We start from the raw sequence: 12845 nt of genomic DNA, 5'->3' as shown, positions 1-12845 counted from the left end.
CTCTATTTTGTTTACGATACCGTTCCGTTAATTATTGAGGGGGTGGCGATGGACGCCGACGTTCTCGTAGTGGGTGCCGGGCCGGTCGGCCTGGCTCTGGCGTGTGCTCTCCTGCAGCACGGCGTCTCCGTACGCGTGATCGACAGGGCCGCGGCCCCGGCCACCACGTCGCGGGCCAACTTCGTCCACGCGCGCGGCTCCGAGGTGCTCGACCGGCTCGACGCGCTCAGCGGCCTGCCCGAGGAGTCGGTCAGGGCGATGACGATCACCACCTACGCCGGCGACCGCGCCATCATGCGCATCAGGTTCGGCGACCCCGGCATGAAGACCGCCGCTCCCCCGATGGTGATCTCCCAGGCCCGCGTCGAGGCGCGGCTGCGCGACCGCCTGGCCGAGCTGGGCGGCGCACCGGAGTGGGGCTCCGCCCTGGTCGCCGCCGATCAGGACGCCGACGGCGTCACCGCCGTGCTGGGCGACGGGCGTACCGTGCGGGCGCGCTGGCTGGTCGGCTGCGACGGCAGCGGCAGCACCGTACGCAAGCTCGCCGGCATCGGCTTCCCCGGCGTCAAGCTGAGCGAACGCTTCCTGCTCGTCGACGCCCGCCTCGACACCGCCCTCGACCGCTCGGGAACGAGCGGCTGGGTGCATCAGGAAGGCATGCTGGGCGCGATGCCCATGCCGGGCGGGCACTGGCGGCTGCTCGCCTACGACCCCGCCTTCCAGGACGACAAGCCGGGCGAGGAGCAGATCGTCGAGCGCATGCGCCGCATCCTGCCCGAGCGCACGGGCCTGCGGGACATCCGCTTGCTCGACGCGTCGTGGGCGTCGTTGTTCCGGGTGCATCGCCGGCTGGCCGACACCTACCGGCGCGGGCGCGTCCTGCTGGCCGGGGACGCGGCCCACGTGCACGCGCCGTTCGGCGGGCAGGGCATGCTCACCGGCGTCGGCGACGCCGAGAACCTCGCGTGGAAGCTGGCCCTCGTCGTGCGGGGCGGGGCCGGGGAGCGGCTGCTGGAGACGTACGAGGCCGAGCGGCGCCCGCTGGCCACCCAGGTGCTGCGCGGCAGCAGCGCCACCACCAAGGTCAACATCGCTTCCGGGCCCTTCGGCCGCTTCCTGCGCGACCGGGTTCTCGTTCCCGTGCTCAACATCGCCTGGTTGCAGCGGCGGGTCACGTACACGACGTCCCAGCTGTGGGTCAGCTACCGGCGCGGGCCGCTCGGGGGCGGCGGGCGGCGGCCACGTCCCGGCGACCGGATCCCCGACCTGGACTGCACGCGCCCCGACGGCACCCCCACCCGGCTGCACGCCGAGCTGCGCGGCCGCTGGGCGGTGCTCGGCGACGGCGCCGCGTTCGACGCGGCCCGCCGGCGGCTCGGCGACCTCGTGGTCCACCTGCGGCCGACCGGCCCCGCGCCCACTATGCTCGTACGCCCGGACGCCCACCTCGCCTGCAAGGGCGGCCCCGCCGAGATCACCCGCTGGCTGGACGGAGCACTCGCTTGACCGCAGCCCGAGGACGCGGACGCCCCCGCGACCCCGAGACCGACGCCGCCATCCTGCGTGCCGCGCTGGAGCTGTTCATCGAGCGCGGCGTCGAGGGCACCAGCATCGAGCAGATCGCCAAGCGCGCGGGGGTGGGCAAGCTCACCGTCTACCGCCGCTGGACCACCAAGGAGGACCTGATCGCGCAGGCGGTCGAGCAGCTCGTCAGCGCCGACATGGTGCCCACCACCGGCGAGGTGCGGGCGCTGGCGCCGCAGGACATCATCGAGGCCGGGCTGAAGACGGCGGCGGAGACGACCGCGAGCCCCGCCTTCCGCGCGCTGGTCGCCCGCATGATGGGCGCGGCCGTCAGCCACCCGCAGCTCATGGCCGTCTACTGGCGGCACCACGTCCTGCCCCGCCGCGAACTGGCCACCGCCATGCTCCGCCGCGCCCAGCAGGACGGCACGGTGGCCGAGGACGCCGACCTCGACGTGCTCATCGACATGATGGCCGGAGCCGTCACCTGGCGCGTCCTCCAGCCCGACCCACCGGATGCCGACGGCATGCTCGACTACCTCAAGAGCGTCTACCGGCAGATCGGGCTGTACCCCCGGTGACGGAGCACGAAAAGGTGGCAGAAACCTGACTTTTTCGGTGATGTCGATGGCGCGATGATGACGGGGTGGGGCCAGACGGGTGGCGACGGTGGGTGTTGACCGGGGGCATAGCGGTCACACCATTTACCGTCGCGCTGCTGGTCAATCCCCAGGAGAACGGCTTGGTGGACCAGGCGGGCTGGGTGGCCGGCGCGTTGGGCCCGGCGGTCGCGTTCCTCCTCTTCTTCCTCCAGAACAGAACCACCCGCCACGAGCAGGCCCCGGCCCGGGCCGCGAATGAGGCCGGGCACGTCGAGCGCGGCACGCCGCCGCGAGTCGGTCCCGCCGCCCTGCCTCCTGTCGAGACGGTCGCCCCGGCCATGCCGATGCAGGGCCGGAAGGCCGAGCAGACCGCCCTGCGGGAGCGGCTGCTCGGCAAGCCGGGTGGCGTGGTCATCGTCAGCGGTGCAGGCGGCGCCGGGAAGTCGCGGCTCGTGAACGCGGTCCTGGACGAGCTGCGGAAAAGGCGTCGATCACCGGCACGCCCGCACATCATCTCCTACCAGGCCGCTCCCGACCGGCGATTACCTTTGAAGGCGCTGGTCGAAGACATGGAACGGCTGAGCGGGGTCCAGGCCATCGCATGGGAGCACCTTCCAGACGGCGCGGCTCCGCCCGACCATTTCCGAGCGACGGTGGAGGCGCTCGGGGAACGACCCCTGGTGATCGTCGTCGAGAACGCCGAGCATCTGATGGACACCGGGACCGGGGAGATCGCGAGCGACGAGCTGAATCAGGCGTTCGAGATCCTCGCCACCACGCCGGGCCACCGGGTCCACGCGGTTCTGGTGACCCGGACCGCGCCGAAGGCGTCCGAACGACACGTCTGGCCGGCCATGGCGGCCTCGCTCGAGATCGGCGCGCTCCCCGTCGAGCACTTCACCCGCTACCTGGACGAGCTGGACAAAGCGACGGGGCATGACCTGGCCGGCCTCCTCACCGCCCGGTACGAGCGGTTGCACGGCAACCCGCGGCACGCCGAGCTGGCCCACGCGATCCTCGCCTCCCCCGCGTGCGACGGACGCAGGCTCAACGCCGTCCTGCTGGACCCCGGGGCCGACGGCCTGTCATGGGCCCTCGTCGACGAGCTGGCCGACGTGCTCGGCCTGACCGCACGGCGGGTCCTGGAAGCCCTGGACGCCTTCGGCACGGCGATCGACGCCGCCGGGGTGTGCGCCGTCCTCAAGGACATGTGTCCCGAGGACGAGGTGAAGGAGATGCTGTCGACGCTGGTGGCGAAGGGCGTCGTCCAGACCACCCCGGACGGCCAATACCACCTGCCGCCGTCCGGGGCCGACTGGCTCGGACGCGGCGCGCCGGACGTCCGGCTCAGTGAAGCGCGGCAGAGCATCCTGCTGTTCGACAGCGCCAATCAGCTGTACAAGCGCCGGGTTCGGAATCCCAGCGGCATCGAGGACCTGCGCGTCGACTTCGCCGGTGTGCGGGCCCATCTCCGTACGGGCGTGACCTTCTTCCACGCGTACAAGCTGATCGAGTACCTCGATGCGAAGCTGAGCGTCTGGAACTGCGAGTTCCTGCTCACCGAGCAGCGCGAGGCGCTCAGGGGACGGCTCGACGAACCGATCTGGGCGCAGCAGAACGAGAACGCGCTCGGGCATCTCTATGCCGCGCAAGGACGTTTCACCGAGTCGATCGAGGCGTACGGCAACGCGATGCTCCGTGCCGACGCTCTGGAAGACGAGCCCAACCGCATCCGCATCGAGGTGAACCTGGCCGGATCCTCCTGGTGGCAGGGCGACGTCAAGAAGGCCCTCACCACGTACGACAAGGCCAGGAAGGACTGCGACGCGATCATCCGCGACGATCCAGAGCTCCGGCCGGTGCGGATGGGGGCCCTTGAGGGGATGGCAGACTGCCATCGGCACCATGGACGCTACGACGAGGCTCTGGATCTGGCCCGTCAGGCCATGGGCGAGCCCGACGACCCCGCGTATCCGCACACGGCGGAAGGCGAACGGACCGCCGGGCGGCGCGTCGACCTCGCTCTGAAGCTCGCCCGCTGGCACAGCGAACTCGCCGAGGACAAGGAGGCCGACGGCCTCCTGGCCATCGCGAGGACGGAGATACGGATCCGGCAACCAAAGGGCGGGCAGCGGGCCGATCTCTGGGCGCGTTACTACGCGGAAGCCGCCGGGATCAACCTCCTGCGGGGGCTCTTCCACGAGGCGAGAGCGGTGGCGAATCTGGCGGTCGACGACGCGCTGGCGTTCGGCGACCCGCTGACCCTGCTCCGGGCGCGGACGAGCCTGTCCTACGCGTACCTGCTGGGAGAGACCGCCGACGTGGCCGAGGCCACCCGGCAGATCGAGAGCGCGGCACGGTACCGGCGGCCGGGGGGCCCGCTCCTCGTCCCGGCGCTCCGAGCGCTGGTCGCACCGGGCGCCGATGACGCCCGCGCGCGCTTCACGCAGCTCCTCGAAGAGGCCGGCGAGCGGATCGGCCGCGATGACGACGACGTCTCGGCCTGGAACTACCTCGGGTTCGCCAGGTGTGGTCTGGCTTTCAGCGCGGATGACGCCATCGAGGCGTTCCGTTCGGCACGCGAGAAGATGGCCCTGCGGCCCGCGCCGAACCGGGCCGGCCACCTGATCGCCATGATCGAGCTACTCGATCGGCGGAGCGCGACGCCGGGCCGGTTGCAGCCGGTCATTCACGATCTGCGCACGGCCGGCGCGCGTCCCACCGGAGCCTGAGCCCGCCCGTTCAGCCGCGCGATCCCGGCGCGTCGGCGTCGGCCCGCAACCAGCCCTCCGCCTGGGCACGGACGATCGCCTGAATGCGGGTCGAGACGCCCATCTCCTGATAGAGCGCCTGCAACATGCGGAACATCGCGCGTTCGGAGTATCCGGACCGCCTGGCCAGCTGGGCGACCGTCATTCCGGTCGCAAGCTGCCGCAGCCACGACAGTCGCCGCGCACCGAGGAACTCCGGGACGGCGTCGGCCCTCGGTGCTGAGCTGAGCGCGCTCGCCACCGCCGCGGGCATCACCGCCTGCCCGTCGTACGTCGCCTCGACCGTACGGCGCAGCGCTCCCGGCGTCACCTCGCGTGGCAGGACCGAGCGCGCACCGGAGCGCACCGCCCTGGCTCCGAGGAGCGCGCCGGGGTCGTCCGCACCTATGAGCACGATCACGGCGTGCGTCCCGCCCGCGTCACGCAGCCGTCCGAGGAGTTCCCAGTCGGGCTCCCCCACGAGGGTCAGCAGGACCACCTGACGCTGTCCGCGACGCACCCATGCCAGCACGTCGGCAGGGGTCTCGACGTCGTGACCCGCGGCGGACAACACGGTGGCGACCCCCTGCCGGAACATGGGCAGGGGGTCGACAACCGCGACGTGGACGGCCACCGCTGACAGGAATCCCTTCTGGATCGCTCGAGCCTAGACACCGAGATCGCCGAGCGCTCACGAGTGTGCCGCTTCCTGGCGGATCCCTGCCGCCTGCCGTCAGGTTCGCGACCATACCCGTTCGTGGACCTGCGGCGCGAACGCTCCTTAGCGTCGAGGATGATCCCTGCGGAGGAGGTCGTCATGGTCGCCGGACCGCCGCACTACGCCCTGCTGGCCAAGGACGGGCCCTGGCAGGCACAGCCCGGGCAACCTGAGCTGGTCGGAGAGCTTCCGCTGGAACTCGCGAGGACCGTCACGGGAGCCATCAGCGACGTGATCCGGCTCAGAGCGATGGCGTTGCAGAAGGGGGAGTCGGTAGAGACGATCTCGACGGAGGACATCCGGAAAGACCTCAAGGACGGTCAGTTCTGGCAGCAGATCGTCGAGGCCGGCGGGCTCCTTCTCGACGGTCTGATCGAGGCGCTCAAGAAGGAGGAACAACGTCGTCGCTAGCGCTTCTCCTCACCGCGTCAGCGCCGCGCCGCCGCCTGAGCCCCGTCGGCTCCCCCACGAGCGCCTTGGGGCGAAGGTGCCCGGCCGCCAGCGGATCGTCCTCGTCGCAACGGGTCAGCGCGGGCGGCTCAAAGCGGCTTCCGCGAGGTCCGTCCACCGCTCGGACGCGGAAGGCGGCACGACCACCCAGTCCTTCACCACCTTGCCCTGCCCCATCGGGTCGAACAGGGACGCACCGTCCAGCTCCAGCGCGTCTTCGTACTCGGGAGTGTCCCTGACCAGGCGGAACACCATCGCGCCGTCGCGCTGGAGGCTCGCGAACACCTTGCCCGCCTGGTCCTTGAGCGCGGGCCTGCCCATCATCGTGGAGATCCGTACGCCGAGGTCGGCCAGCTCGGCGCCGACCTGCTGGAAGTGTTCATCCGGGCTCATCATGATCGATACCTTAAGGCGTCATTTGGGGCCGCAGATGCCCATGGCCCGGCCGGCCAGCGCGGGATCCTCGGCCGCGTCGAGGAGCGCCATCGCGTAGTCGGCGCGGGCGAGCTGCGCCGCCCCGCCCGTGGCGTTGTCCGCGAAGTCGATGTGCACCCGTCCTGCGGGCGGCTTGTCGTTCAGCATGGTCGCGCGGGCGATGGTGTAGTCGAGCCCGCTGACCTGCAGCATGCCCTCCGCCCGCGCGAGGTCCACGTAGGCCGCGCGGAAGAACAGCCAGGCCAGGGTGACCGCGAGCCTGGGGCGGGTGGCCGGCACCGACCTGCTGCTGGTCATCACCACCCGTCGCACGCCGGCCTCGCGCATGGCGGTGATGAGCGTGCGCGCGATGCCGCTGCCGCCGACCGCGGAGATGACGGCGTCCTGCCCCTGGACGGCCGCGCGCATGGTCGCGAGGTCGTGCGCGTCGCCCGCGATCACGCCGGCGAGGCCGCCGCGGTCGGTGAGCAGCTCGGGGCGGCGGGCGAAGGCGGTGATCTCGTGGCCGCGCGCGGCGCCCTGGGCCAGGACGTGCTTTCCGGTACGGCCGGTCGCGCCGATGACGAGGATCTTCATGGTATGGCACCTCTCCTTATAGCGATTTGCACTATAGCCATACGATCAGGTTATAGTGCAAATCGCAATAATGAAGGGGCGCCAGAGAAGGAGCCGCGACCATGTCCGAGAACGCCGAGATCACCGCCCTGCTCACCCGCCTGGCCGACGCCTGGAACGCGGGCGACGCCACCGCCTACGCCGCCCTCTTCACCGAGGACGCCGACTACATCACCTTCGACGGCACCCACACCGAGGGCAGGGCGGCCATCGAGGCCGCGCACCGGTGGCTGTTCGACGGGCCGCTCAAGGGCTCCACCATGCCCGCCCCCGCCGAGCCCCGGTTCAAGCGGCTGGCCGACGGGGCCGTACTCGTGGTCTCCAAGGGCGGCACCGCCGTCGGCGGGCAGCTGCGCAGCTCGACCGTCTCCTTCACCGCCGTCCGCACCCCAGAAGGGTGGCGGTTCGCCTCCTTCCAGAACACCCGGGTGAGCACGCCTTGACCTGGAGCGCACTTCAGCTCCTAGCCTCGATCTCACCGTGAGGCGCCGCGGGCATCCGACCGTCACCGACGACAGGAGAAGTCGCGTGAAGACCGTAGAGCTGGGACGTACCGGCGAGCAGGTCAGCAGGCTCGCCCTGGGCTGCATGATCATGGGAACCGTCACGCCGGAGGACGAGTCCGTCACGATGCTCGACCGGTACGTGGCGGCCGGCGGCAATTTCCTGGACACCGCCGACTGCTACTGCTGGTGGGAGAACCGGGGCAGTCTCGGCGGCGAGAGCGAGGAACTGATCGGCCGCTGGCTGCGCCGGTCGGGCAAGCGTGACGACGTGTTCCTCGCCACGAAGGGCAGCGCCGTCGTCCGCGACCTGGACGCCGTCTGGACCGACGAAGGGCCCGACTGGGACGCGGCCTACCGCACCTTCGTCGGCGCCGGGGCCAAGACGCTGCGCGACGCGATCGACGGCAGCCTGCGCCGGCTCGGCACCGACCACGTCGACCTGTACTACGTGCACGTCGACGACCGGGCCACGCCGCTTGAGGAGACGCTGGAGGCGCTGGCCGGCATCGTCCAGGCCGGCAAGGCCCGCCACATCGGCTGGTCCAACGTACGGACCTGGCGGCTGGAGCGGATCAGGCAGCTCTGCGCGCAGCACGGCTGGCCGGCGCCGGTCGCGCTCCAGCAGCAGCACTCCTACCTGCGCCGCCGGGCCGGGCTGCGGCACGCCTCGATCGTGGACGACGAGCAGCTCGACTACCTGGAGACGCACGACGACCTCACGCTGGTCGCCTACTCCCCCATCCTCAAGGGCATCTACGACGACCCGGCCAAGCGGCGCGGCCACTGGGCGATGGACCCGTACGAGGGCCCGGACGCCGAGGCCAGGCTGGCCGCGGTCGCCGAGGTGGCCGCGGAGGCGGGGGTGACGCCGAACGCGCTGGTCCTCGCGTGGCTGATGCACCAGAGCGCGCCGAGCATCGTCCCGCTGATCGGGCCGCGCACCCTTCAGCAGTACGAGGCGGCGCTACCGGCCCTGGACGTCAAGCTCACCGACGACCAGCTCGCCCGCCTCGCCACCGCCGGCGCCTGACCTCAACGCACCTCGACCCCTTCGGCCCGCTCGGGGCCGGAGGGGTCGCCGCTGTCCTGCCAGGCCGTCGGGACGGCTGAAGGCGGCCTCGACCCGCTGCGGCAGGGCCGCCGGGTCCTCCGGCCGGCGCATGGCAGCCGTGACAGGCCGGCAGCAGACCCTGGCCAGGACCGCCCGCGCCGATGTGGAGCGCGTGCGCCGTCCGCTCTGATGAACCGTTTCGGCGCGCATTTTCGAATGTCGTCAGCTTTGTGGGGCGCTTTTGCCGGGAGGGTTCGTTCGATACAACCGTGACGCTACATGTGTCATCGCGATCACGTTCTTATTCTGAGCCGGACGTGTAGGGGTTTTTGCCGCAGGCGGGAAAATCCGCCTCGGCGGCCGTCCGAGAACAGGGGAATTCCGGCGATGACCGCAGCGAACTCGCACGTGCCCGCCTGCCCGATCACCCATCCGCTGGACCTCGGTCCCGACGGGGTCAATCGTCCCGGCCTATATCCTCACGCCCTTTATCACGAGCTGCGTGAGGCCGAAAACGGCGTGCATCGGGTCGTCCGCTCGAACGGTTCCCCGGCATTCCTGGTGACCCGTTATGACGATGTGCTGACCGTGCTCAGAGATCAGGCGACTTTCTCCCGGAAAGAGGCGCTCGAAGAGGACGACATCGACCTCGACGGCACCATTCTCGGTCTCGACGACGCCGAGCACGCCGCCGTGCGCGGCGTCGTCGCCGACCATTTCACGCCGCGGGCGGTGCGCCGGCTCGGTCCGCGGATCGAGGCCGCCGCCTCGGCGCAGCTGGCACACCTGCTGGAGGCGGGCGAGCCGGCGGATCTCATGGAGTCGTACGCGCTGCCCTACGCGCTGAACGTCATCAGCGACCTGTTCGGCCTGCCGGCGCAGGACAGGTCGCGGTTCAGGGCCTGGGGTGAGGCGTTCCTGGCCACCAGCGCCCTCAGCCGGTCAGAGGCCGCCGACGCCCAGCTCGCGATGGTCGGCTACCTCGCGACCCTGATCGAGCGACGGCGCTCCAGGCCCGGAGACGACCTGCTGTCGACGATCGCCGCGCGGGGAGCGGCTCTGCCTCCCGACCAATTGCTCAAATTACCGCTCGCGCTGCTCGTGGGCGGCTGGGAGACGACGGCCAGCAGCATCGGCACGTTCACGCAGGTTCTGCTCTCCCACCCGTACGACGATCACGAGACCGCCTACGCCTATCTGGCCGAGCATCCCGAAAGCGTGGAGCCCGCGCTGGTGGAGTTGCAACGCATGTTCACCACGGCCGCGGCGGACGCATTGCCGCGCCGCGCGACCCGCGACACCGTTCTGCCGAGCGGAGCCCGTTTACGAGCGGGCGACCTCGTCATCCCGTCCCACGTCACGGCGAACTACGATCCCCGCGTCTTCCCTGACCCGCACCGCATGACCTTCACCCGCGCCCCGAACCGCCACCTGTCCTTCGGCCACGGCGCCCACCACTGCATCGGACGCCATTTGAGCCACACCGAGATATCGGCGGCCATGAGCGTGCTGCTCCGCGAGTTGCCCACCCTCAGGCTCGCCGTACCGGCGGAGGATCTCCAGCGCAAGACCGGCCAGATCATCGCGGGCCCGGTGAGCGTACCGGTCGCCTGGACCTGAGTGCGGAGGTCAGCCGCCGGGCCAGTGGGCCGGGGCCGGGCGAGGGCCCGGCCCCGGATGTCACTGAGGCGTCACTGAGCCGTCACTGAGCCGTCACTGAGCCGTCACTGAGCGCGGAACGTGCCGCTGATCTCCACCGTGACGGGGAAGCCGTCCACGTCCGACGGCAGGCGGGAGGCGAGCCGGTCGAGTGCCGCCTGATCCCGGACCATCACCTGGACGACGTCCGCGCCGCCCGGCCCCTGGACGTGCGTGACCGCCTCGACGCCGCGCACCCCCAGCCACTTCTCGGCGACCCGTTCGACCGCTGCGGCGATGGGCGTGGCGTCGGGCAGGTCCGCGGTGAACACGGTGTGCTCCGGCAGCCCGCCCTCCACCTGCCCAGGGGGCTCGAAGTTCTGGTCATCGGCCATGAGCGGCTCCTCAGGAAGACGCCTCCCCTACCCCGGCATCGTACGGCCGCGTCAGGTGTGGAGGTTGATGTCGAGCGCGTCCAGAACCAGCCGGATCGGGTTGGCCAGCGTCTGGGACGTGCTCCCGGCGAACAGCAGGCCCACGGGCGGGAGCGCGCCGCTCCACGCCCACACGATCGAGCCGGAGTCGCCGCCCGCGCTGAACTCGGGCGCGCCGATGGGCCTGATCGCGATCTGGTTGGTGAAGAACGCGGGACCGCTGTCGTAGTTCACGAACCCGGACCAGGCCAGGCCGTTGATCACCCCCTGCCGGAGCTGCGTGGTGCGCCCGGTCTTGCCGACGACCATGTTGAACGCCGGCGCGACGGGCGCGGAGGAGATGCGGAAGAACGCCTGGCCGCCGCCCCAGACGTAGGTCAGCTCACGGCGTACGCGCTCGGGCCAGCACCAGGCGACCGCGCAGTCCACCAGGTTGGGCGCGCCGCCGAAGGCGATCGGGCGGAAGCGTTCGAGCACCGCGATCTGGTCGGCCGGCGAGGTGCCGCCGTCGAACGAGCCCGGCTGGACGATGGGGTCGTTCAGCGACGCCTTGTTCTCGTCGGCGAGCACGTGGTTGTTGCTGAGCAGCATCAGCCGCTGGTTGCGCGGCGCGCTGCGGCCGACGGCCAGGCAGCCGAGCGTGCCGGCCGTGACCGCGGTGTGGCCGGTGGAGACGCCGCCGGGCGCCGGGCGGATGCGGAAGCGGTGCGGCTGCGCGTCGAAGACGCCGTGGCGCACCATCATGGGGACGTCGCGCGCGGAGGAGACGCCGAGCCCGTCCACCACCATCTCGCGTGCCGTGCTCGTCTCGGTGGGCTCGGCGGTGTAGACGGTGAGCGCCGGTTCCCCCGGCGCGAACGCCGAGCCGGGCTCGCCGAGCCCGATGGCGACGGCCTGGACGGCGCCGCTGGGCCGCAGGAAGCTGTCGACGTCCTGGGCCCCGGGACGGCCTTCCCGGTGGATGCGCATCAGCGCGTCTTCGAGCTCGCCGTGCGCGTCGCGGATGGGACTGGTCACGTCCCGCAGCGCGGCGTCGGTGACCGCGCCGGCGGCGCGGGCCATGACGTCGTCGGCGACGGACGGGAAGGGCTCGGGCAGTCCTGAGGGCGCGAGAAACTCTTCGTTCGGCATCGTTGCCTCGATTCGGCCGGTTTCCGCTGACGGGGACGGCCCGGCCACCCCTACCGGGCCGCTGAGGGCCTCAGTGTCCTCCCGTACGACCGGCCCGACGTCAGGGCCCGGCCCAGGGTTATCCCTAGTCCGCGGCCCTCAGGTGTCCGGGGCGGGTCCTGGTCAGACGCGCAGGATCTTGGGGCCGGCCTCCCCGTAGCGCTGCGCCGCCGCCCTGGGCAGTTGCTTGCCGGTGACGACCCAGGTCACCTGGTCGAGCTCGCCGAACTTGGCGAAGCTGGCCACGCCGAACCTGGTGTGCTCGCACACCAGCACGCACTGGCGGGCCGCCTGCAGCGCCGCCGTCTTGGCCGCGGCCACCGTCGGATCGGGAGTGGTCAGCCCGCGTTCGATCGACACGCCGTTGGTGCCCATGACGGCGAGGTCCACGTTCAGCTCGGCGAGCATCGCCGTGGCCCACTTGTCGACGGTGCCCATGGTCGCCGGGCGCAGCCGCCCGCCGACGATGATGACGTCGTGGTCGGAGTGCCGGCCGAGCTCGGCGGCGACGGTCACCGACCGGGTCACCACCGTCATCCTGTTGAGCCGGCGCATCGGCCCGATCAGGTCCTCCGGCAGGGCGCCCTCGTCGATGAACACGGTCCCGACGTCGGCCATCATCGCGGTCGCCGCCTCCGCGATCGCCACCCGCTCCTGGGTCTTGGCCTTGTGCCGGTGCTCCAGCGGCGTCTCGTACCGGCCGATGTCGGTGGGGTAGAAGACGCCGTACGAGCGGACGATCAGCCGCTGCGCCTCCAGCGCCCGCAGGTCCCTGCGCAGGGTCGCGGGCGAGATCGCGAACATGTCGGCGATCTCGGAGACGACGGCACGGCCCTCGCTGCGGACGTAACCGAGGATGCGCTGCTGACGGTCGAAGGCACGACCTTGAAACACGCTCGACATCTGCTGACACCCTTGCACATGTGATGGAAACGTTCGCGCAATGGTCACA

The 12845-nt window shown here is 71.1% G+C and carries 13 protein-coding genes; 7 read left to right on the top strand and 6 right to left on the bottom strand.

Features of this window, described 5'->3' with window-relative positions; all coding sequences use genetic code 11:
* Nucleotides 1-48 precede the first annotated feature (48 nt).
* The 3 genes from ACFFR3_RS37990 (at nucleotide 49) to ACFFR3_RS37980 (ending at nucleotide 4858) form a co-directional block, all read left to right on the top strand.
* Nucleotides 49-1506, top strand: a complete 1458-nt coding sequence (locus ACFFR3_RS37990) for an FAD-dependent oxidoreductase (protein WP_364382118.1) — start codon at nucleotides 49-51, stop codon at nucleotides 1504-1506.
* Entirely contained in the window at nucleotides 1503-2105 is a 603-nt protein-coding gene (locus ACFFR3_RS37985) for a TetR/AcrR family transcriptional regulator (protein ID WP_364382115.1), read from the top strand. Before ACFFR3_RS37990 ends, ACFFR3_RS37985 begins: the two co-directional genes overlap by 4 nt.
* 95 nt (nucleotides 2106-2200) lie before the next feature.
* The gene (locus ACFFR3_RS37980) at nucleotides 2201-4858 is read left to right on the top strand and encodes an AAA family ATPase (protein WP_379484697.1); all 2658 of its coding nucleotides are present in this window, start codon (nucleotides 2201-2203) and stop codon (nucleotides 4856-4858) included.
* Between the two features lie 10 nt (nucleotides 4859-4868).
* Here ACFFR3_RS37980 and ACFFR3_RS37975 read toward each other — a convergent pair whose 3' ends face one another.
* Nucleotides 4869-5510, bottom strand: coding sequence for a response regulator transcription factor (locus tag ACFFR3_RS37975; protein WP_379484696.1), 642 nt, complete (start codon nucleotides 5508-5510; stop codon nucleotides 4869-4871).
* Nucleotides 5511-5693: 183 nt separating this feature from the next.
* Here ACFFR3_RS37975 and ACFFR3_RS37970 point away from each other — a divergent pair, with 183 nt between their 5' ends.
* Entirely contained in the window at nucleotides 5694-6005 is a 312-nt protein-coding gene (locus tag ACFFR3_RS37970; protein ID WP_345385125.1) for a hypothetical protein, read from the top strand.
* 114 nt (nucleotides 6006-6119) lie between these two features.
* Here the strand turns inward: ACFFR3_RS37970 and ACFFR3_RS37965 are convergent, their stop codons facing one another.
* Complete coding sequence (locus ACFFR3_RS37965; RefSeq protein WP_345385126.1) at nucleotides 6120-6440, bottom strand: hypothetical protein; 321 nt, start codon at nucleotides 6438-6440, stop codon at nucleotides 6120-6122.
* An 18-nt stretch (nucleotides 6441-6458) separates the two neighbouring features.
* The gene (locus tag ACFFR3_RS37960) at nucleotides 6459-7055 is read right to left on the bottom strand and encodes an NAD(P)-dependent oxidoreductase (RefSeq protein WP_345385127.1); all 597 of its coding nucleotides are present in this window, start codon (nucleotides 7053-7055) and stop codon (nucleotides 6459-6461) included.
* A 101-nt stretch (nucleotides 7056-7156) separates the two neighbouring features.
* Here ACFFR3_RS37960 and ACFFR3_RS37955 point away from each other — a divergent pair, with 101 nt between their 5' ends.
* From ACFFR3_RS37955 to ACFFR3_RS37945, 3 genes are all read left to right on the top strand, one after another.
* The gene (locus ACFFR3_RS37955; protein ID WP_364382096.1) at nucleotides 7157-7537 is read left to right on the top strand and encodes an SgcJ/EcaC family oxidoreductase; all 381 of its coding nucleotides are present in this window, start codon (nucleotides 7157-7159) and stop codon (nucleotides 7535-7537) included.
* 85 nt (nucleotides 7538-7622) lie between these two features.
* Nucleotides 7623-8630 carry an aldo/keto reductase gene (locus tag ACFFR3_RS37950; RefSeq protein WP_345385129.1) on the top strand — a complete coding sequence of 336 codons (1008 nt, stop codon included), beginning with the start codon at nucleotides 7623-7625 and terminating at the stop codon, nucleotides 8628-8630.
* A gap of 408 nt (nucleotides 8631-9038) precedes the next feature.
* A complete protein-coding gene (locus ACFFR3_RS37945) occupies nucleotides 9039-10271 on the top strand; it encodes a cytochrome P450 (RefSeq protein WP_379484695.1) in 1233 nt (410 codons plus the stop codon).
* Between the two features lie 104 nt (nucleotides 10272-10375).
* Here ACFFR3_RS37945 and ACFFR3_RS37940 read toward each other — a convergent pair whose 3' ends face one another.
* The 3 genes from ACFFR3_RS37940 to ACFFR3_RS37930 form a co-directional block, all read right to left on the bottom strand.
* Entirely contained in the window at nucleotides 10376-10684 is a 309-nt protein-coding gene (locus ACFFR3_RS37940; RefSeq protein WP_364382089.1) for a hypothetical protein, read from the bottom strand.
* 51 nt (nucleotides 10685-10735) lie between these two features.
* The gene (locus ACFFR3_RS37935) at nucleotides 10736-11854 is read right to left on the bottom strand and encodes a chymotrypsin family serine protease (RefSeq protein ID WP_345385132.1); all 1119 of its coding nucleotides are present in this window, start codon (nucleotides 11852-11854) and stop codon (nucleotides 10736-10738) included.
* Between the two features lie 162 nt (nucleotides 11855-12016).
* Nucleotides 12017-12796, bottom strand: coding sequence for a DeoR/GlpR family DNA-binding transcription regulator (locus ACFFR3_RS37930; RefSeq protein WP_345385133.1), 780 nt, complete (start codon nucleotides 12794-12796; stop codon nucleotides 12017-12019).
* Nucleotides 12797-12845: the final 49 nt, after the last annotated feature.

This window comes from Nonomuraea salmonea (genome assembly GCF_042428605.1).
Classification (GTDB): Bacteria; Actinomycetota; Actinomycetes; order Streptosporangiales; family Streptosporangiaceae; genus Nonomuraea; species Nonomuraea salmonea.
The sequence above is the reverse complement of the archived record's forward strand: the minus strand, read 5'-3'. Positions and strand labels throughout refer to the sequence as shown.